This is a genomic window from Niallia sp. FSL M8-0099 (genome assembly GCF_038006945.1).
GTDB classification, from domain to species: domain Bacteria; phylum Bacillota; class Bacilli; order Bacillales; family Cytobacillaceae; genus Niallia; species Niallia circulans.
Window position 1 is genome coordinate 697458 of sequence record NZ_JBBOWF010000002.1, and the last position, 19486, is coordinate 716943.

At 35.1% G+C, this 19486-nt stretch carries 20 protein-coding genes and 3 riboswitches; of the genes, 8 read left to right on the plus strand and 12 right to left on the minus strand.

Annotated features, from left to right (window positions below):
* Nucleotides 1-17 precede the first annotated feature (17 nt).
* A complete protein-coding gene (locus tag NSQ92_RS18185; protein ID WP_341153038.1) occupies nucleotides 18-914 on the minus strand; it encodes an NAD(P)-dependent oxidoreductase in 897 nt (298 codons plus the stop codon).
* Nucleotides 915-982: 68 nt separating this feature from the next.
* The gene (ric, locus tag NSQ92_RS18190; protein WP_341153039.1) at nucleotides 983-1672 is read right to left on the minus strand and encodes an iron-sulfur cluster repair di-iron protein; all 690 of its coding nucleotides are present in this window, start codon (nucleotides 1670-1672) and stop codon (nucleotides 983-985) included.
* A gap of 154 nt (nucleotides 1673-1826) precedes the next feature.
* On the opposite strand from ric, the gene NSQ92_RS18195 reads away from it, so the two are divergent.
* Together NSQ92_RS18195 and NSQ92_RS18200 are read left to right on the plus strand one after the other, a co-directional pair.
* Nucleotides 1827-2522, plus strand: a complete 696-nt coding sequence (locus tag NSQ92_RS18195; protein WP_341153040.1) for a Crp/Fnr family transcriptional regulator — start codon at nucleotides 1827-1829, stop codon at nucleotides 2520-2522.
* 439 nt (nucleotides 2523-2961) lie between these two features.
* A complete protein-coding gene (locus NSQ92_RS18200) occupies nucleotides 2962-3411 on the plus strand; it encodes an AraC family transcriptional regulator (protein ID WP_061798035.1) in 450 nt (149 codons plus the stop codon).
* Nucleotides 3412-3771: 360 nt separating this feature from the next.
* Here the strand turns inward: NSQ92_RS18200 and NSQ92_RS18205 are convergent, their stop codons facing one another.
* Nucleotides 3772-4278: a hypothetical protein gene (locus NSQ92_RS18205; RefSeq protein ID WP_341153041.1), complete on the minus strand. Its 507-nt coding sequence runs from the start codon at nucleotides 4276-4278 to the stop codon at nucleotides 3772-3774.
* Nucleotides 4279-5178: 900 nt separating this feature from the next.
* A riboswitch (cyclic di-GMP riboswitch) is annotated at nucleotides 5179-5280 on the plus strand.
* A 66-nt stretch (nucleotides 5281-5346) separates the two neighbouring features.
* Between NSQ92_RS18205 and NSQ92_RS18210 the strand changes: the two genes are divergently transcribed.
* Nucleotides 5347-5532: a hypothetical protein gene (locus NSQ92_RS18210; RefSeq protein WP_095323037.1), complete on the plus strand. Its 186-nt coding sequence runs from the start codon at nucleotides 5347-5349 to the stop codon at nucleotides 5530-5532.
* Between the two features lie 95 nt (nucleotides 5533-5627).
* Entirely contained in the window at nucleotides 5628-6032 is a 405-nt protein-coding gene (locus NSQ92_RS18215; protein ID WP_047943637.1) for a YkvA family protein, read from the plus strand.
* A 47-nt stretch (nucleotides 6033-6079) separates the two neighbouring features.
* Here NSQ92_RS18215 and NSQ92_RS18220 read toward each other — a convergent pair whose 3' ends face one another.
* The 9 genes from NSQ92_RS18220 to NSQ92_RS18260 all read right to left on the minus strand — a co-directional run bounded on the left by NSQ92_RS18220 (nucleotide 6080) and on the right by NSQ92_RS18260 (nucleotide 14762).
* The gene (locus tag NSQ92_RS18220; RefSeq protein WP_095323038.1) at nucleotides 6080-7261 is read right to left on the minus strand and encodes a NupC/NupG family nucleoside CNT transporter; all 1182 of its coding nucleotides are present in this window, start codon (nucleotides 7259-7261) and stop codon (nucleotides 6080-6082) included.
* A gap of 347 nt (nucleotides 7262-7608) precedes the next feature.
* Complete coding sequence (locus NSQ92_RS18225; RefSeq protein ID WP_341153042.1) at nucleotides 7609-8817, minus strand: M20 family metallopeptidase; 1209 nt, start codon at nucleotides 8815-8817, stop codon at nucleotides 7609-7611.
* A gap of 12 nt (nucleotides 8818-8829) precedes the next feature.
* Nucleotides 8830-9687, minus strand: coding sequence for a MetQ/NlpA family ABC transporter substrate-binding protein (locus NSQ92_RS18230; RefSeq protein ID WP_144544674.1), 858 nt, complete (start codon nucleotides 9685-9687; stop codon nucleotides 8830-8832).
* Between the two features lie 80 nt (nucleotides 9688-9767).
* On the minus strand, nucleotides 9768-10430 hold the full coding sequence (locus NSQ92_RS18235) for a methionine ABC transporter permease (protein WP_047943633.1): 663 nt from the start codon (nucleotides 10428-10430) through the stop codon (nucleotides 9768-9770).
* Nucleotides 10430-11446, minus strand: a complete 1017-nt coding sequence (locus NSQ92_RS18240) for a methionine ABC transporter ATP-binding protein (RefSeq protein ID WP_144579415.1) — start codon at nucleotides 11444-11446, stop codon at nucleotides 10430-10432. The genes NSQ92_RS18235 and NSQ92_RS18240 overlap by 1 nt, the downstream gene beginning before the upstream one ends.
* 140 nt (nucleotides 11447-11586) lie before the next feature.
* Nucleotides 11587-11693, minus strand: a riboswitch (SAM riboswitch).
* A gap of 422 nt (nucleotides 11694-12115) precedes the next feature.
* Nucleotides 12116-13423: a nucleobase:cation symporter-2 family protein gene (locus tag NSQ92_RS18245; protein ID WP_047943631.1), complete on the minus strand. Its 1308-nt coding sequence runs from the start codon at nucleotides 13421-13423 to the stop codon at nucleotides 12116-12118.
* Between the two features lies 1 nt (nucleotide 13424).
* Nucleotides 13425-14033 carry a xanthine phosphoribosyltransferase gene (locus NSQ92_RS18250; RefSeq protein WP_047943630.1) on the minus strand — a complete coding sequence of 203 codons (609 nt, stop codon included), beginning with the start codon at nucleotides 14031-14033 and terminating at the stop codon, nucleotides 13425-13427.
* A 160-nt stretch (nucleotides 14034-14193) separates the two neighbouring features.
* Nucleotides 14194-14295, minus strand: a riboswitch (purine riboswitch).
* Nucleotides 14296-14451: 156 nt separating this feature from the next.
* A complete protein-coding gene (locus NSQ92_RS18255; RefSeq protein WP_341153043.1) occupies nucleotides 14452-14580 on the minus strand; it encodes a hypothetical protein in 129 nt (42 codons plus the stop codon).
* Nucleotides 14577-14762 carry a hypothetical protein gene (locus tag NSQ92_RS18260; RefSeq protein ID WP_141232341.1) on the minus strand — a complete coding sequence of 62 codons (186 nt, stop codon included), beginning with the start codon at nucleotides 14760-14762 and terminating at the stop codon, nucleotides 14577-14579. The genes NSQ92_RS18255 and NSQ92_RS18260 overlap by 4 nt, the downstream gene beginning before the upstream one ends.
* Before the next feature lie 190 nt (nucleotides 14763-14952).
* Between NSQ92_RS18260 and NSQ92_RS18265 the strand changes: the two genes are divergently transcribed.
* The 4 genes from NSQ92_RS18265 (at nucleotide 14953) to NSQ92_RS18280 (ending at nucleotide 19458) form a co-directional block, all read left to right on the plus strand.
* Nucleotides 14953-15642, plus strand: coding sequence for a response regulator transcription factor (locus tag NSQ92_RS18265; RefSeq protein WP_172864993.1), 690 nt, complete (start codon nucleotides 14953-14955; stop codon nucleotides 15640-15642).
* Nucleotides 15639-16640, plus strand: a complete 1002-nt coding sequence (locus tag NSQ92_RS18270) for a sensor histidine kinase (protein ID WP_047943628.1) — start codon at nucleotides 15639-15641, stop codon at nucleotides 16638-16640. Before NSQ92_RS18265 ends, NSQ92_RS18270 begins: the two co-directional genes overlap by 4 nt.
* 123 nt (nucleotides 16641-16763) lie before the next feature.
* Nucleotides 16764-17528, plus strand: coding sequence for an ABC transporter ATP-binding protein (locus NSQ92_RS18275; RefSeq protein ID WP_061798068.1), 765 nt, complete (start codon nucleotides 16764-16766; stop codon nucleotides 17526-17528).
* Nucleotides 17515-19458, plus strand: a complete 1944-nt coding sequence (locus tag NSQ92_RS18280; protein ID WP_047943626.1) for an ABC transporter permease — start codon at nucleotides 17515-17517, stop codon at nucleotides 19456-19458. Before NSQ92_RS18275 ends, NSQ92_RS18280 begins: the two co-directional genes overlap by 14 nt.
* Nucleotides 19459-19486 lie beyond the last annotated feature (28 nt).

Consider the following 19486-nt stretch of genomic DNA (forward strand, 5'->3'; position numbering starts at 1 on the left):
ATAGAATTCAACATCGCTTATAGCGATGTTGATCCATCTCCTTTTAACTCTTTTAAAACAGCCATTACATCGAATTCTCCTAATCCATTTTCAAGAGCGGATTGATATGTTTTATAGGCTGATGCTCCAATCGCATTTAATTCTGCCGTTTCACTTGCTAGTCGTAAATCTTTTGCCATATGCTTAAGGGCAAATGCTGCCGGAAACTCATCCTTTAAAATAGACGATGATTTCATTTTTGAAATTGCTGTTCCGACTGCACTTTCATTAATAATAGTTAACATGTCTTCTTTTTTTATTCCTTGTTTTTCTGCAAAAAGAACGGATTCGGCAATTCCTTGTACTGTAATTCCCAATAATAAGTTAATGGCAAGTTTTGCATTACTGCCGGCTCCAGATGGACCAAGATAAATAGAAAGCTTGCTCATCGGCTCCAATACAGCTTTCACTTGTTCGTAAACTTCTTCTTCGCCGCCAACTAAAACAAGTAAATTTCCTTCCTTAGCCGGTTGAACACTTCCTGAAACTGGGGCATCAAGAAACTTCACTCCATTTTCTAAAGCAGTATTATAAATGAATTGAGACGTTTGTGGGGAAACGGTACTCATATCAATAAATACTTTTCCTGCTTTTGCATGTGACAAGATTCCATTTTCAAGATAGATGCTTTTCACAGCATTATCGTCTGAAACCATTGTAAAAATGAGGTTACTGTTATCGACTAGTTCTGTTAACGATTCAGCCTGTTTGGCACCAACAGCAATTAATTCTTTTCCTTTATCGGGTGTACGATTATAGAACGTTAATTCATAACCAGCCTTGATTAAATTCAAAGCCATCGGAATCCCCATATTTCCTAATCCTATCCAACCTATTTTCATACAATCATTCCATCCTTCCCATCCAATAGTCATACACATTTTACCATATTATTTATCACAATACGTCAATGTGAATATAGGATAGGAAGAAGAATTACCGTTTATAATCTTCTAAACAATACATTATTCTCTAGATGAATATGATCAAATGTTAAGCTCTCTAATTCTTCTAGTTTTAAATAGGTTAATCGGTACGTATTACATGCATGCAGCGGCAGTTCATAATCATTCGTAGCTTGGCGAATTTTCTTCAATATTTCCCCTGCGCCTTCATGTTCCTCTTCCAATATCGAGATTTCCGCACGAGCCTTTTCAAGACTTTTCGCTTCCCTACTCGCCTCATATTCTATTACTTGGGGAAAAATCCGCTGCTCTTCTCCAAGCAAATGTTGTTCTAATTCGTCCTTTAATAAATAAAACTGGGTATACACATCTTTCAAATGTAAATCGCGCGTTCCATGCACACGATAGACTTTACTAACAAATCCATCTAATTCTTCTAATAAATCTCTTGTATTTGCATGGTAATGATCAATAATATATCTCACTAAGTCAGTTAATGGCATATTCATCCAGTCAATCTCTTCGGTTGTCTGCATCTGTTCATACATAATATTGAGGACTTTTACTAAATCCTTATCTTCTAAATGTAAAGATTTAATTGCCTCTCCTATTGGTCGATTTCCCCCACAGCAAAAATCAATCTTATATTCTTTAAATAGTTTACTTGCTGCTGGAAACTTAATAATGATATCACCTGTTTTCGTCTCTTCTGTAAAAATGGCATTCATATGAACACTCTCCCTTATTAGAATAGCTAAAGTATAGAAGATATAGACAAAGTAAAATAGGATTGAAATCACAGATTAAAGATTGTTATAATTTAATTAGATAATCATCGTTTTAATTGTGAAAAAATACACAAATTGACTGGTGGTGTTAATAATGAAACAACAAATGGTTAGCCCATGTCCTAAACGAGTTCCTATATTTTACTCCTTATCAGATTCAGAAATAAAAAAAATAACAGATATTGTTCATCATAGACTATTTAAAAAAGGCGAGATGATTATAGAGGAAGGAGATATTTCCACCTCTCTTTATATTATTCATAGTGGGAAAGTCAAGCTATCTAAGTTAACTATTCAGGGGAAAGAACAAATCGTTCATTTATTAACGACTGGTGATTTCTTTGGAGAAAGCAACCTTTTTCATGATGACATGGTTATGAACTTAAGCTGCCATGCTTTAGAGGATACAAAGATATGTGTATTAAATAAACAAGATTTTGATCACATAATGTTAAGTAATCCTGACATCTCTTTCAAACTGCTAAAAACGATTACCAAACGCTTATCTCATACAGAAGATCTAGCGAGAACGTTAGCAACGAAAGATCCAGAAGTAAGAATTGCCGATATGCTTCTAGAATTCTGTGAGAAATTCGGGACTGAACATCAAAATACTGTTCTTATTACCCTCCCTATCACAAGAGAAGAAATTTCCAGCTATGTTGGCCTTACAAGAGAAACAATCAGCCGTAAACTTGCAAAACTTGCCGACAAAGACATTCTTACCTTAATCGGTAACAAACAAATTCTCATTCATAATAAAGGGAAGCTTCAATCAATAGGGGGATAACTTCCCCCTTTAATAATGAAAACAAATAAATATTCATCGCAGCTATTCCTTCTCCTTTTCCAAGCAGGAAACACTTTTACATAAGTAACTTCTTATTCTCCTAAGCTTCCGCGCAATGGCCAAATTTGATAAACCATCATTAGTGATTTTAAAATTGTTACGTAGGTTAATGTTATCCAGCCTCCCATTAAATATTTCCTATTCGTTCCTTATATAGAACAACTCTTCTTGCTAATTAACAGAAATGTACTTCAAAAAATCATCCCATTTCTATTCTTTTTGCTTCTTTTGAATTAATCTTCTCCACAAAGATATCTGTTTAAAGATCTAGTGAATTACTTCTTGAGAGAAGAAAACCATCATGAAGTCAAAATTTTTTTAAAATTCACTTGAAAAACATTTTAATTCGAATTACCTTATCTAAGAAGGAGGTTACAATATGAATATAACTATTGAAGAAATACCTAAATCAAGGATTGCTTATTTTCGAAATGTTGGGGAGTATGGAGAAAAACAAAATAAAGAATTGATGGAATCCTTTAAAAAGTGGGCAAAATCGAATGGCTTATTTGATAATTCTATTATTCTTGGCATACCTCGAGATAACCCAGAAATCACACCTAAGGAGGAATGCCGTTATGATGTTTGTATTGTGATAGAAAATAATTTTAAAGTAGCAAAACCAGCTCAAGTTGGTGAATTTCCCGGTGGAAAATATGCTGTTTTCTTGCTCGACCATACAAAAGAGGCAGTCAGTGAATTTTGGGGAAATATTATTTCTGAGATAGAAAGACATAATCTATCATTAAGACAACAACCAATTATAGAAAGATATAATTCACAAATGATTGAAAATCATTTGTGTGAAATACTAGTTCCTATACAGTAACCGAGCAGTGGCACAGCGAGGAGAAGGGGTCTCTGTTACCTTTTTGCACTTTTTCTTTTGGATTTCAGTCACAGAGAACTCTTCTCTTTTACTTTTTCTCTGTTCCTCTTTCTTTTTGGGGCACAGAGAGCTCTCCTCCTTTACCTTTTTTCTCTGTTCTCTTCTTTTGGAGCACAGAGACCGTTGCTCGTTTAAATGCTTCACTTGTCTTTCTTTATAATGGCTGCTTTCCCTCTGCTCCCTTTATAGTTTCTACATTGGACTTTCTTCATTCACACTAAATATCATTCATACTACACCACTTTGTATTTCACAATAACTCTGTTTCATTATCAACATAGGAGATCTTTCCTTGCTAGCTTAAATACACTGAAAAAATCGAATACGGTTAATATCTGTTCCATAATACATCCAACGGTTTATTCGCCAACGATATCCTGCAATAGAATGACGCCCAATAAAGATTGGATAGAACCAAAATCCTTTGCCATTTTCTAACCAAATAAAAGTAAAGCGGTACATACAAGGGCGGATAGAACTAGATTCAACAGTAAAAGTGCTTAGTTGCGACTGATTTAATTGTGGTGTAAAAGATGGCGGTGGTGATATCGGCGGTCCAGAGTCAGTCCCATCTCCAATCTGCGGTGCATCTGGAAATGCTGGAGGTTCTGCTGGAGGAGGCGGTTGTTCTCCACCTGGAAACGGCGGCAAAATCCCACCTCCGATTGGCGGCAAATGAGGAACTGTTCCTCCACCATTCGATGGAGGGGTTATTCTAGATTCTCCACCTATTTGCGAACTAATCATTCTATGATGAGGTAGAAAAGAATGGTGTCCACAATAAGAATAAAACGGCTGAAAATACATTATTATTCCCCTTTCGAGCTTTTATATTACTCTATGTTAATAGCCCATTTGAGGTGCAGTAAACAGTTTTTAAAACAAGTCCTACAGGAATGATAACTGGACGATGATCTTTTCTTTCAGAAGGCAATGAATGAGTAATGGAAAATCATCATTTTAAAAATAGGTAACACAAAAAGAAAATTATAATTATTTCATAACAATGGATAAATAAACCCATTTGCACTTCGCGCCATTTGCCATAGAAGAAACAATATACTATGCTGCTACCTCTACCCCAAAATGAATGGCATATTCACCGATAAGGAAAGCTGCTAAAAGAATAAAAAGGTCAAAGCTTCAGCCAAAGAATAATCTTTTTAATGGATAAACAAATGTTGACATAATACTTCCACATGCACCGATAAAAAGTAAATACAGAAATAGCGACAAGTTTCCCGGGAAATTATCCTAAAACACGGCAATATTGATCGATTAAATCTCCTTCCGACATACGTCTTATCACTAAAACAACTAGAACAATTAAATTACTCCTTGAATAATGGAGAAGAACGTCGAAATCCACTATCTTCTTTTACCGTGGTAACTTCTCTATTTCTTAAAAAATATTTTTCACTTGACGTTTGTTTAAAAATGGGATGACTGATTAATGGCTTTTGTGGATAATTATTGTTTTCCTATTTATTTTTTGCCCATTATTATAGGAAAAATAATGAATGGACAATCAATTAGCAAAAGGAGAAAGTATGAGGAAAAAGAAGTTCTGATGTCTAATATAGTATAAATAACCTATAATTCCCACAAAATATTTGATATAATTTCTTTATAAAGATGGTATAGGCCTTTTGATACTGGTATTTCGAACTAGCAAGTACTAATCTTAAACTATAATAATCTGACTAATCGACGAAAGGGCAAAATCATTGAAAAGTGATGACGCAAAGCTATAGGGGCTTAGGGGTAACGAAGATTGATTTTTTCTACATGATAGCAAAAGTTATGACATTCATTACGCTTGCCAGCCAGTTACCGAATCCACCTTCGACGATTTAGATGAAGGGAAAAAAGAAAATGAGACAAAAAAATAATGAAGAAATACTAATCAAGCGATCAATCGTTGTAAGCGATCAAAACTATTATTTACCGGAAACAGGAAATTTTGGGAAGGGACTATTTTTCGGTATGCTTATTAGTACCCCTTTATGGATTTCCTTTTTTGGATGGCTTCGTATTTTCCTTACTTTTGTTGGTAAATAGACTAGGCAAACAGTAAATATTTTACTTATACTACACAAAAGCATATAATCATTATATGAATAGGCGCGAAAACCATTAGGAAAGGAGCTTTCATAATGGCCGAATCAAAAGAAAAATTAGAAAAAGAACTTGCTGATGCAGGAAAGCATTATTCCGAGGAAAAATTTTGGTCCAAAATTGCCAAGTTTGGAAAAAAGGCAGGTTCCTCTGTCGTTTATGCGGTGCTTTTGTTGTATTACACTTTACAAAAACCAAATGTACCTAAAAAAGTCAAAGCAACTATTATTGGAGCATTAGGTTATTTTATCCTCCCTCTTGATTTAATCCCTGATTTTCTTGTTGGTATAGGTTATACAGATGATTTAGGGGCACTAGGACTTGCATTATTCCAAGTTGCTATGTATATTGATGAGGATATTAAATCAAAAGCAAGATTAAAACTCACAGAGTGGTTTGGCAGTAAAGTCGATACAACTGAAATAGATAAAAAAATAAAGTAGAAATTGCTTATAAAAAAAGGGACTAGCAACAGTCCCTTTTTCATTTATTAAAGAAATAAACCTACGATTGTAGCGGTTAATACAGATGCAAGTGTGGCTGCTAATAACATTTTCAGTCCGAATTTTGCAACGATATCTGCTTTTTTGGCATTAATTGCTTGAATCGATCCAGCAATAATTCCAATACTAGAGAAATTTGCAAAAGATACAAGGAAAGTGGACACAATCCCTACTGTTTTGTCTGAAAGATCTCCAAGTAATGGTTGTAATTGCAGCATTGCTACAAATTCGTTTGCAGCTAATTTCGTCCCCATTACAGAACCAGCCGTTACTATTTCACTGCCAGGTATCCCCATTATCCAAGCAATTGGAGCAAATATATAACCCAATATACCGGTAAAACCGATGCCGAAAATACTTGTAAAGAAACCGTCAATTAGAGCCAGTAAACCAACATAAGCAACTAACATCGCGGCAACAATTAAGGCAACACGACCACCATCTAAAGCTCCTGCTGAGATTGCTCCAAAAACAGAATTCGTATTGGAGACATCTTTTATGTTAATTTTCTCATCTTCATCTTTTGAAATTGGTGCAATAAGTGTCGCAATAATTAAAGCAGATAATGCATTTAAAATCATAGCTGCTAATACATATTGGGGAGGAATCATTTCCATGTATGCCCCCATAATAGATGCAGAAACAGATCCCATAGCAGAGGTACATACAATAAATAATTTATTTGCGTTTATCGTATCTAAATGCCCTTTGATCGCAAGAAGTGCTTCCGATTGTCCAAAAAAGATAGAGTTAATGCTGTTAAATGTTACAATCTTTGATAAACCAGTAATCTTAGCCAATGCACCACCAATATATTTAATTGCTAGTGGCAATACTTTGATATGGGTTAATAAAGATAATAAAGTAGAAGTAAAAATAATGATCATAAGAACATTAATGAAAAAAACACTTTCGCCTTCTGGTACTAATCCCCCAGTAACAAAATTTACCCCTTCATACCCATAGTTAAGGACTTTAGAGACACCGTTAGATGTAGCTTCTACTATTTTTAGTCCTACTGTAGTTTTAAACATTATTAGTGCTACAATAAATTCAAGCACAAATAATACGAGAATAGCTCTGAAGTTAATCCTTTTTTTATCATTTGATAGTAAAAAGGCAATAGCTATCGTCACGATGATACCTAATATCCCAACTAAAATCGACATAGAAAATTCCTCCTAAATATGAAGCAGTAACAACCTTCCTCTTCTCATAAAAACTATCTTAATATAGTTAATATAACTTCAGAAAACATTGCTAATACATTAAAAACGATATACAGTTTTAGATATTACCTTATATTTGGGTTAATGTCATCCTTTAATTGAAGAATAAGTTAAATTAATAAAATTTCAACCTTTCTAAATATTATCTAAATATATTTAATTCATATCATTATAAATACTCACCCAGGTAAATAAAACGATAAAAAGCAATTTCAGGAACCATCTCCTAAAATTGCTTTTTCCATTTCTTTATTCTTTTGAAATTTCCAGTGACAAAAATAACTATTTTAAATGGAGTTTACTTTTTCTTTTTTCGCTGCTTCAAATGCTTTATTCACACGATTTAAAAGCACACTATCTGAAAGCAAACGATAGCCTGTTTTTGCAATGACTTGTGCTCCTTTAACAAGAGCGGCATCTCCAGTTGGTGATTTTGCGGCTTCTCGAAATTCGTTCGTATGGGCAATTAAGTCGTCTGGTCCTATTTTAATATGAGGATGCGCAGTTGGAACTTCATAGCTAATATTTCCAGCGTCTGTTGATCCTTTTCCGCGAGATCTTTCCGTTACAACTGTTTCTCCAACTGCCTCTAATTCTTCTTTTAAGATTCCATCTAAAATTGGGTTTAATACAAAATCCTTCACTTCATTTTGAAATCTTTCCACTTTAACAGTCGCACCAGTGGCAAGCGCAGCTCCTTCAGCGATCGCACGAACTTTTGCTGCAACCTCTTCTGTTTTTTTCCATGTTTCGGCACGTATATAGAATCGTGCTGATGCATATTCTGGTATGATATTAGGTGCATCTCCCCCGTTTGTTATAATCCCATGGATTCTGATATCATCAGGCAGCTGTTGTCTAAGCGCATTGATGCCGACAAACAATTGTATAACTGCATCAAGTGCGTTTATCCCTTTTTCAGGTGATCCGGATGCATGTGCTGCTTTTCCGTAAAAATGAAAATCTAAGGGATCCACAGCAAGTGTTTCACTAGTCAACGAGGTTTGGCCGGAGGGATGAATCATTAAAGCGACATCCACATCCTTTAAATAGCCATGTTTCACAAAGCTTCCTTTTGCACTCCCATTTGGACCTCCCTCTTCTGCAGGTGTGCCAAGAACAACTACTTTCCCACCAGTTTTAGACAGTACTTGAGATAAGGCAATACCAGCTGCAACACTTGTTGTTCCAATAATATTGTGACCACAAGCATGCCCTAGACCAGGCAGGGCATCATATTCAGCAAGGAAGGCAATGGTTGGACCAGATATCCCACTGTCTTTTACTGCATAAAAAGATGTTTCATGTCCAGCAACAGCAATTTCCACTTTAAATCCCGCGTTTGTTAGAATATCTACATGCCTTTTACTTGCAAAAAATTCTTGATTGCCAATCTCAGGATTTGCATGAATTAATTGACTCGTTTCAATATAAAGATCCTTATTTGTTTGAATGGATTCATTAATTAAATCAAGACCAGATAACGTATTACTCATTTTCTCTCCCCCTTATAGTCCTTTAAATTGTTTTGCCAGCTCATCTTTTGCAATATTTACTACAATCGAACCACCATTTGTATCTGCTTCTACCGCTTTCACAACTTCTTCTTCATGATAAAGTTCAACAATTTTCTGATAGGTTTCATTATTCGCATCCTCTGTACGAGCCGCAAAGATATTTACATATGGTAATACGTTTTTATCCTCTGCATCTTCTAGATAAATGGGATCTTTAACAGGATCAAAGCCTGCTTGACCAGCGACACCATTATTGATAACAGATGCTGCAACATCTGGTAAGACTCTTGGTGTTTGTTGAGCTACAATTGGCAAGATATCAAGTTTCTTTGGGTTTTTTACAATCTTAGATGGATCTCCAAATAATCCAAAGTCATCAGCTAAGGTAATTAACCCTGCAGATTCAAGTAATTTTAAAGCGCGCGCTTGATTAGATGGATCGTCTGGAATAGCAATTTTGTCACCCTCTTTTATTTCACTTACATCTTTCACTTTTTCTGAATAGATTCCCATAGGAGCAATCACTGTTGTTCCGATGGGTGTTAAATCCGTTTTGTTTTCTTCATTAAACTGACTTAGAAAAGCAATATGCTGGAAGGAGTTAATATCAATATCTCCATTCTCTAAAGCTTGGTTTGGCAAAGTATAGTCTGAAAACTCGACTAGCTCGATTTCAATTCCTTCTGCTTTCGCCTTTTTCTTCAAAGTCGGCCAGACTTCTCCATCGGATCCTGTTACCCCTATTTTCACCTTCACTGTTTTATCTTTACCTGATGCACTATCTGACCCGCAGGCAGCTAGTGCCCAAATAGTTGTTAATAATAGTAAAATAGCAAAATATTTTTTCATCTCTCATTCTCCTTAATTAGTAATTTTTGTTATTTTTTAACTTTATAAAGCGGTAAATATCCCATCGTTAAAGTTTTGTCTTAACGTCTCATTATTTTTCTTGATAATGTATTTCCAATCCATTGAGCAATTTGTACAAGTATAATCAGTATAATGACGGTAACAAGCATAACACTGCCATCAAAACGCTGGTAGCCATATGTCATCGCCACATGTCCCAGTCCGCCTCCGCCAACGGTACCAGCCATAGCAGAAAAATCAATTAAGCTGATCGTTACAAAGGTTAATCCTAGAATCAGTGGTCCTAATGCTTCGGGAATTAGTACAGTAAAAATGATTTGCAAAGGGCTTGCTCCCATCGCTTTAGCAGCTTCAATAACTCCTGGGTCAATACTGACTAAATTATTTTCTACTACTCTCGCAATTCCGAATGAGGCTGCAATAGTCATTGGAAATATCGCTGCCCAAGTCCCAATCGTTGTACCCACAACTGCTCTTGTTAACGGGCTGATTGCTACTAAGAAAATAATAAATGGAATAGGGCGGATAATATTTATTAGAATATTGAGCAAACGGAAAACTAGTTTATTTTCCAAAATATTTCCCTTCCTTGTCACAAAGAGAAGTAATCCAATCGTAATGCCTAAAATAGATCCTAAAATAAGAGTGGTAATAACCATTAATATGGTTTCTCCGGTAGATTCCACAATGCGCGGCCAAAAAGTACTCCAATCAACCTTCATTAAACAAGCACCTCCTCAACTGTTACTAATGCTTCTAATTCATGCAGAACCGCTTTAATATTTTCCTTGCTGCCTTCAAAGGATACGAGAAGATTCCCATAAAACTTCTCTTGCAATTCCCGAACAGATCCATAAACAATATTTACATCGACATTAAATTTTCTTGTGACCTTTGAAAGAACTGGATCACTTGCAATTTCCCCTTTAAAAATTACTCTATATAACTTGTCGCCGCCCTTATTCCTCCATTCAGCCAATAAGGAAGCAGATGGACGATCCTGCTGTACAGACTGAATAAAGCGTTGTGTAGTCGAGTGTTGGGGATTTGTGAAAACTTCAAAGACAGATCCATTCTCTATTACTTCGCCATTTTCCATCACAGCCACTCGGTCACATATTTCTTGAATAACATGCATCTCATGTGTAATTAATAAAATCGTAATGCCTAAATCCTTATTTACTTTTTTTAATAAACGCAGTATTTCGCCTGTTGTATCTGGATCAAGCGCAGAAGTTGCTTCATCACAAATCAATATATCCGGAGAAGTAGCAAGAGCACGTGCAATCCCAACCCGCTGCTTCTGTCCTCCTGACAATTGTTCAGGATAGTCGTCTGCTTTATCGGATAAACCGACAAAGTGCAAGAGCTCTGCCACTCTTTCTTTTATTTCCTTTTTCGATACACCAGCTAGCTTTAATGGATAGGCTATGTTTCCGGCTACCGTTCGAGATGTAAAGAGATTAAAGTTTTGAAAAATCATGCCGATTCTTCGGCGAAGCTTGCGAATCTCTTTTGGTGATAGGGAAGCTACATCTACTCCTTGTACTTGGATATTTCCGTTTGTTGGTGTTTCTAATAAATTCACAAGTCGTAATAAAGTACTTTTTCCAGCTCCACTGAAACCAATAATCCCAAAAATCTCTCCTTGTGCAATGGAGATAGAAACGTCCTTTACTGCGTTTACTTCGCGACTGCCAAGCTTAAAGGTTTTGGCTACCTTTTGAAATTCAATCATTTGCCCTTCCACTCCTATACTAGGTTAATAACATACGTATCTTGTCAAGAAGAAGCAGGCTATTAGTGAATGCAAAAAGGCCCTGCTTCTTCTTTCCAGAAAGAAAAAGCAGGGCCTTTATAAGACAAAGAAACTACTTTTTCTCATCTTTCAAATGCACAAGCATTTGCAGGAATTGGCACGGTGTTTAATTAAATCCGCTGCCGAGACTTCTTCGGGCCTGTCCCTCCGTCTCTCTGGATAAGAAAAATGTTTTATGTAATTTTGTAAGATTTGATAACAACTATAAAACTAGATAAATAAATTGTCAACTATGTTTTTTGCATTTTTTTATTTTCAAATATGCTTCGTTATAAAAATAAATTATTCTTATAAAACATCCACTTGATAATCGTTTTTATATATAGGATAAGAAACTATTCTTATTACCCATAAAATTTCTTTAACTTCGACTTCAATCAATACTCTATCTATTCCTATAACCATTAACAAAAAATATTCTGATATAACAAATAAATACAATTAAACTTATCGGAATAATTTTTATAAAAAAGTGTAATTTCTCGATTTATTCTTATTATTGGATTACTTTTGCTTTTTTGTTTAAACAAAATAAGACTTCCCGTTTTCTGCGGAAAGTCTTAGTTATCTGTTTTTAGCATCGCAAATTTAGGCTGCTGTCTTTTCTTCCATTTGTACTGTTTTGGCACGTGATCCGGGAATTATGTTAAATAAAATATTTAAGATAATTGCAGTTAGCCCACCTGCAACAATACCGCTTTGGAAGAGGATGCGGATGCTTTCTGGAAATTTCATAAAGATATCTGGAACAACGGTTACACCAAGCCCCATTCCAATCGAGCAAGCAAGAATGAGTAAGTTTCCTTGGTGATTAAAATCCACCTGTCCTAGCATTTTAATACCATAGGACACAACCATACCAAACATTGCAAGCGAAGCGCCCCCAAGTACAGCTGTTGGAATCAATGTTGTAATGGCTGCAATCTTAGGAATAAAGCCTAAAATAACTAAAATTGTTCCTGCTGCATAAATAACATTCTTTGTTTTTACACCTGTTAATTGAACTAAACCAACATTTTGTGAATAAGCTGTGTAAGGGAAGGAATTGAAAATCCCGCCAATAACAGAAGCTATCCCTTCTGCTCGATATCCGTTTGCTAAATCTTTTTCTGAAACCTTTTTATTAGTTATATCTCCTAATGCTAAATAGACACCTGTTGATTCAATTAAACTCACAATGGCAACAAGAGTCATCGTGATAATGGAAGTGAGATCAAAGGTTGGCATTCCAAAATAAAATGGAGTGATTCCATGTATCCAATCAGCTTCACCCACTTTAGCAAAATCAACCATTCCCATCATTGCAGCAATTAGCGTTCCGATAATAATTCCAATCAGAATAGAAATTGTCTTGATAAATCCAGTTGTAAATTTATTTAGCAATATAATGATAGCAAGTACACCAAAAGCAAGTACGACGTTTTTAATATTACCGAAGTCTGCACTTCCCTGCCCTCCTGCCATATCATTAAATGCTACAGGAATTAAAGTAAGACCAATTATTGTAACAACAGAACCAGTTACGACTGGTGGAAAAAATTTCACAAGCTTGCTAAAGATTGAAGAGATAAGAACAACAATAATACCAGAAACAATAATTGCACCATAAATGGCCGTTATTCCATGCTTACTTCCAATCGCAATCATTGGACCAACTGCAGTGAATGTACAGCCAAGCATAACAGGAAGACCAATTCCAAAAAATTTATTTTTCCAAACCTGCAGCAACGTAGCAACACCACATGTTAATAGATCAATCGATATAAGATAGGTTAATTGTTCAGGTGTTAATTTTAATGCTCCACCAACTATTAAAGGTACTAGCACAGCACCAGCATACATTGCTAGTACATGCTGCAGACCTATAGACCATGTTTTTACTGACATTTTTTCCATTTTAATATCCCCCTGCATAAATGCCATCATGTATTCGCTGTTCGGCAAATGTTACTTTTCCACCCTTTAAAGAGGCAATTCTTGCTAGAGATTCTACTCGATAGCCTTTTGCAATTAAATCATCTGCCCCTTGCTGGAATGACTTTTCGATTAATATCCCAATTCCACTAACAGTTGCACCAGCCTGCTCGACAATATTTGCTAAGCCTAAAGCAGCCTGTCCATTAGCTAAAAAGTCATCAATTACGAGAACATGATCATCTGAATGCATATACTTTTTGGAAACTGTAATTTCATTTGACTCTTGTTTTGTAAATGAATAAACTGTTGCTGTATATAAATCGCTTGTTAAAGTAAGGGATTTTCTTTTTCTTGCAAAAATAACCGGAACATCTAATGCTAGACCTGCCATTATAGCTGGTGCGATACCAGATGACTCTATTGTTAAGATTCTTGTAATCCCAGCATCTTTAAACAATCTAGCAAATTCCAGGCCAATTTCCTTCATCAGCTGAGGGTCCATTTGGTGATTAATGAATGAATCTACTTTTAAAACATGATCACTTAACACAATACCTTCTTCTTCAATTTTCTTCTTCAATAACTCCATTAACTAGACTCTCTCCTTTTTTGGAGGATAGCTAATAACAATAAATGCTCGAACTATCCTTACATAATACAAAAAAACACAGCTGCTTACTCTATGAGTAAGCGGCTGTGTTTTTAAAGCAAAAATAGACTGCCCTATTTATGTATAGATCAGTATATCTCCATTTTATACGCTTACCCGTAGTCAGATGATTAACGGTCATCTGGTAGAAACTTGCAGGCCATATTCCTGCTATTATACGAGTGTATATATCGATTGATTATTTGACAACATAATGGATTATAACGGATTTTCTCGGAAATGAAAACTAAATTTTTTTAAAAGGAGAAAGTTTCCAGCTTAGCGATTGAATAGTTAATGGATAATAACCTCTAAAAAAGACTAATTCTCTAGCTTATTAGAATAGTCATTTATCTTTTTAGCCATCTTTAAAACTTCTTCCATAAAATGGCTGTATGTTCAATGGAATCTGCTTGTTTTTCCCGATAGCTGCAATTTTTCCCATCGATTCGGCTTTAAGTTTTTTAGGCTGAATTGTCTCTCTCAACGATTCACCAGGCTGTAAGGGCTGATTTGATTTGATATGTAAATTAATAATCTCTCCAGGAAAAGAAGCGATAAATTTTCTTTAACACTAATGGCTATCGAAAGATTTGCTGGTATTGCCGCTTCTTTAATAATTGGCACAATGGGAATAATCTCTTCTAAAGATTCAACATGTTTAATCACTGATGCTGCACTCCAATCTGTCAAAATCACTTTACTATAAAGCACACATCTTCCATATATTAACAATTTTTTAATTTTCGCTTCTACATTCCCCATTGTTAGGAATTAAAATGATATAATGACCGTAGTCCGCTTCTTGTTATTCACAAAAAGAAGCGAATAAAAACCTAATTATGATGTGGTGATTGTCCTGTTTAAAATACTTTTAATTGAAGATGATCAAACTTTGTTCCGGGCAATAAAGGAACGTTTAGAGCAATGGTCTTACGATGCGATTGGGATTCATGATTTTAATAAAGTGATGCAAGAGTTTACAGAAAAGAAACCCGATTTAGTTATTATCGATATTCAGCTTCCTAAATATGATGGGTTTCATTGGTGTCGAATGATTAGAAGCCACTCCAATGTACCAATTATTTTCCTATCTTCTCGTGATCATCCAACCGACATGGTGATGTCGATGCAGCTAGGAGCCGATGACTTTGTACAAAAGCCATTTCACTTTGAAGTCTTAATTGCAAAAATACAGGCAACCTTGCGGAGGGTTTATAATTACAACATCGAGCAATCTTCTCTGAAAACTTGGTGTGGTGCCACCATTGATTTTGAGAAAAATACAGTGACCTCCGTCAATGGGGAAATCGAGCTATCGAAAAATGAAATGTTCATTTTAAAAATATTATTAGACAAAAAAAATAAAATCGTATCAAGAGATGATCTTATCAATGAACTATGGAACGATAAACGCTTTGTTAGTGACAACACGCTAACAGTAAACGTAAATCGTTTGCGAAAAAAACTAGATGAACTTTCTCTCGGAAGCAATATAGAAACAAAAGTTGGACAAGGCTACATGGCTATTGAAGAGGATGCATTATGATCAGACAATTTCTAATAGAAAAAAGAAGCTGGATTCTCTTTATTCTTTTTTTACAGCTGTTTCAATTATTTATGGCCATTATTGATGAGACAATTTCTTTTTATTCAATGATATATGTTAGCTTTATTAGCATCTTATTGTTTCTGATTTTCTGCTTTATCCGCTATCAAAAAGAGACTAAGTTTTATAAAAGCCTTTCTGCTCGAGAAGATGATTTAGACCTAACATCCTTAGCGCCAGCAAAAACACCTTTTGAAAAAATAATCGCGGATAGCTTTACAACCCAAACTAGCATGTTAAAGACAGAAAGATATCAAAATCTTCAGCAGCTTGAACTAGAGAAGGATGAACTGCTTTCTTGGATTCATGAAGTAAAAACGCCATTAACAGCATTACGTTTACTAATAGATGCTATTGAAAATCAGAAAATGAAGACATCCTTGACATTTGAATGGTTAAGAATTCACCATCTCTTAGACCAACAGCTGTACCAAAAACGTTTTTCATTTATTCAAAATGATCTCTACATAGAAAATGTTGATCTCGAAGTGGTTCTTTTCGAAGAAATAAAAACATTACAGTCATGGTGCATCCAAAAAGGAATCGGTTTTGATATTGAACTGCAGAAAAAGATGATATTAACAGATGGAAAATGGCTTTCGTTTATTATTAGGCAGCTATTGAGTAATGCCGTTAAATATAGTAATGAATCAGATATTATCATAAGAAGCTATGGCAATGACGGATATAGCTGTTTAGAAATAACCGATAATGGAATAGGAATAAGCCCGCAAGACTTACCAAGGATCTTTGAAAAAGGCTTTACTTCCACCTCCAAGCATCAAAATAATTTTGCTACAGGAATGGGGTTATATTTATCCAAGAAAATTGCAGATGTACTCAAAATCAATATTGCTGTCCATTCCAAATTAAATAGAGGTACCACCTTCATCCTTACTTTTCCAAAGAACAATGAATTTAATCAAATTCATAACTAAACATGCTGACTTCGAGGCATCGTGACAATAATGTCACATGCTTCTTTTATTTGTTCGTCAAATCGAGGGATTGGAGGAAATTCTTTTTGTATACTTAATCTATCATTTAAAGGAGTGTGGAGTATGGATATCTTAATTGCTTCAAAGGTCCATAAAAGTTATGGCAATAAAACAAATCGTCAAGAAGTGCTGAAGGGCGTAAATTTAAACGTCCAAAAAGGCGAATTTGTCAGTATTATGGGGGCCTCTGGTTCAGGGAAAACAACCTTGTTGAACGTACTTTCTTCTATCGATCAAGCCAGTGGAGGAACTATTCGAATCGTAGAGAAGGAAATTACCCGTCTTAAAGAAAAGCAGTTAGCAGAATTCCGAAAAAATCACTTAGGATTTATCTTTCAAGATTATAATTTACTCGATACTTTAACCGTTAAAGAAAATATTCTTTTACCATTATCGATTACAAAAACACCAAAAAAAGAGGCGCATCAGCGTTTTGATACTTTAGCGAAAGAATTAGGTATTTACGAAATAAAAGATAAGTATCCAAATGAAATATCAGGTGGTCAAAAGCAAAGAACATCTGCAGCCAGAGCTTTCATTCATGAACCAAGTATTATATTTGCAGATGAACCAACCGGGGCTCTTGATTCTAAGTCTGCCTCTGATTTATTAAATAAATTGAGTCATCTAAACCAAACAAGAAGCGCAACCATCCTTATGGTAACCCATGACCCAGTCGCTGCAAGCTATTGTAATCGAGTTGTTTTTATTAAAGATGGGCAAATTTATACACAGCTTTATAAAGGAGACCAGGATAGACAGCGCTTTTTCCAAGATATTATCAAAACACAGGGAATTTTGGGTGGTGTGCAAAATGACCTTAAGTAATCTTGTAATTCGTAATCTCAAAAAAAATATAAAATACTATTATCTTTATATTTTTGCCTTAGTATTCAGCGTGTCCCTTTATTTTTCCTTTGTAACCTTACAATATGACCCATCGATGGACGTGGTAGAAAATTCAGTCAAAGGCGGCGCTGCTATTAAAGCGGCCTCTGTTCTTTTAATAGCAATTGTTGCGATTTTTCTACTCTATGCCAATACGATTTTTATCAAGCGCCGCGGAAAAGAAATTGGACTTTTCCAATTGATTGGGATGACCAAAAGCAAAATTTTCCGTTTGTTAACACTGGAAAATTTTATTTTATATTTTCTATCTATTGTAATCGGTATTTTTATTGGCGTTTCTTTTTCTAAGATAACCATCATGATTCTATTCAAAGTAACCGGGGTCCAAGCTATTGCGAAACTTCACTTTTCGCCAGAGGCTCTCGTCCAAACAGTCATTGTTTTTTGCGCCATATATGTTCTCATTATGTTAATGAACTATATTTTCATTAAGCGCCAAACGATTCTTTCCTTATTCCGTGTTGCGTCTTCAACAGAAGCACGAGTTAAGAACATGTCTGTATGGGAAATGATTATCGGTGTTACAGGAATTATTTTTATCATAAGCGGCTACTACATCTCGTCCCAGCTTTTTAATGGCGACTTTCAATCCATGAATGAATTGTTTTTCGCTATGATTTCTATTCTCGCTCTAGTCATAATCGGGACATATCTCTTTTATAAAGGATCTGTCAGCTTTTTGTTTAACCTTATTCGTAAAGGGAAAAATGGCTACATTAATATTAATCAAGTACTTTCCCTGTCTAGTATTATGTTTCGGATGAAATCAAATGCTATTTTATTAACAATTATAACAACCGTTTCTGCGCTCGCATTAGGCTTTCTTTGTTTAAGCTATATATCTTACTACTCTGCAGAAAAAAATGCAAAACAAAATGTTCCAGCCGATTTCGCTTTTGACAATGTCCAAGATGCAGAAGCTTTTACAAGCCGACTGGAAGAACAAAAAATTGCTTATAAGGAAGAAAAAATTCCTGTTATTCAGACCATCTTTGATATAAAGGGAGTCCTCGATAATATTCCAGATGGATTCACACAAGATACCAGCGAGATGCAGATGCCTGTTATTAGTGAAGACTATGTAGAAGGTGTTCATCTATCTAAAGAGGAAGTACTTTTTGATGGATATAGTTCTACCTTAGAAAAGTTTATCAAATTAAAATCTACGGGCTCAATTACCATGGAGTTAAACGGTCAGTCCGTCCCATTAAATTATTTAGGAATGAAGGAAATGAACATTCTTCCTTATAACTTTTCTAACGGCGGACTAATGACCGTAATCGTCGACTCTTCTGTCTTTGATTTAGTACAAAAGAATATGGATAAAAGCCTTCAGTCTCCTTCTTCACTTTATATTGGGATCAATATTAATAAGAATCAAGAAATTGTAGAAGCTGATAAAATTTATCAAAAACTAACTTTTGAAAGTCAGGAAACTTTATCACGTTATGAGACAAGCCAGTCTCAAAAAGAATTTATGGGATTAGCGATGTTTATTGTCGGTTTTCTTGGGCTCACTTTCCTTATCACATCAGGGTGTATTCTTTACTTTAAACAGATGGATGAAGGAGAAGAAGAAAAGTATAACTATACCATTCTTCGTAAGCTAGGCTATACACAGAATGATTTAATAAACGGCATTAAATCAAAACAACTATTTAACTTTGGGATTCCGTTACTTATTGGCCTGCTTCATAGTTATTTCGCTGTCAAATCTGGCTGGTTCTTCTTTGGATCGGAATTATGGGCACCAATGTTCATTGTAATGGGGCTATATGCATTGCTGTATTCCATCTTTGGAATTCTCTCCGTTATTTATTATAAGAAAATCATTAGCGAGGCATTGTAAAGGTGCATCACCGCTTATCAGTCAAATA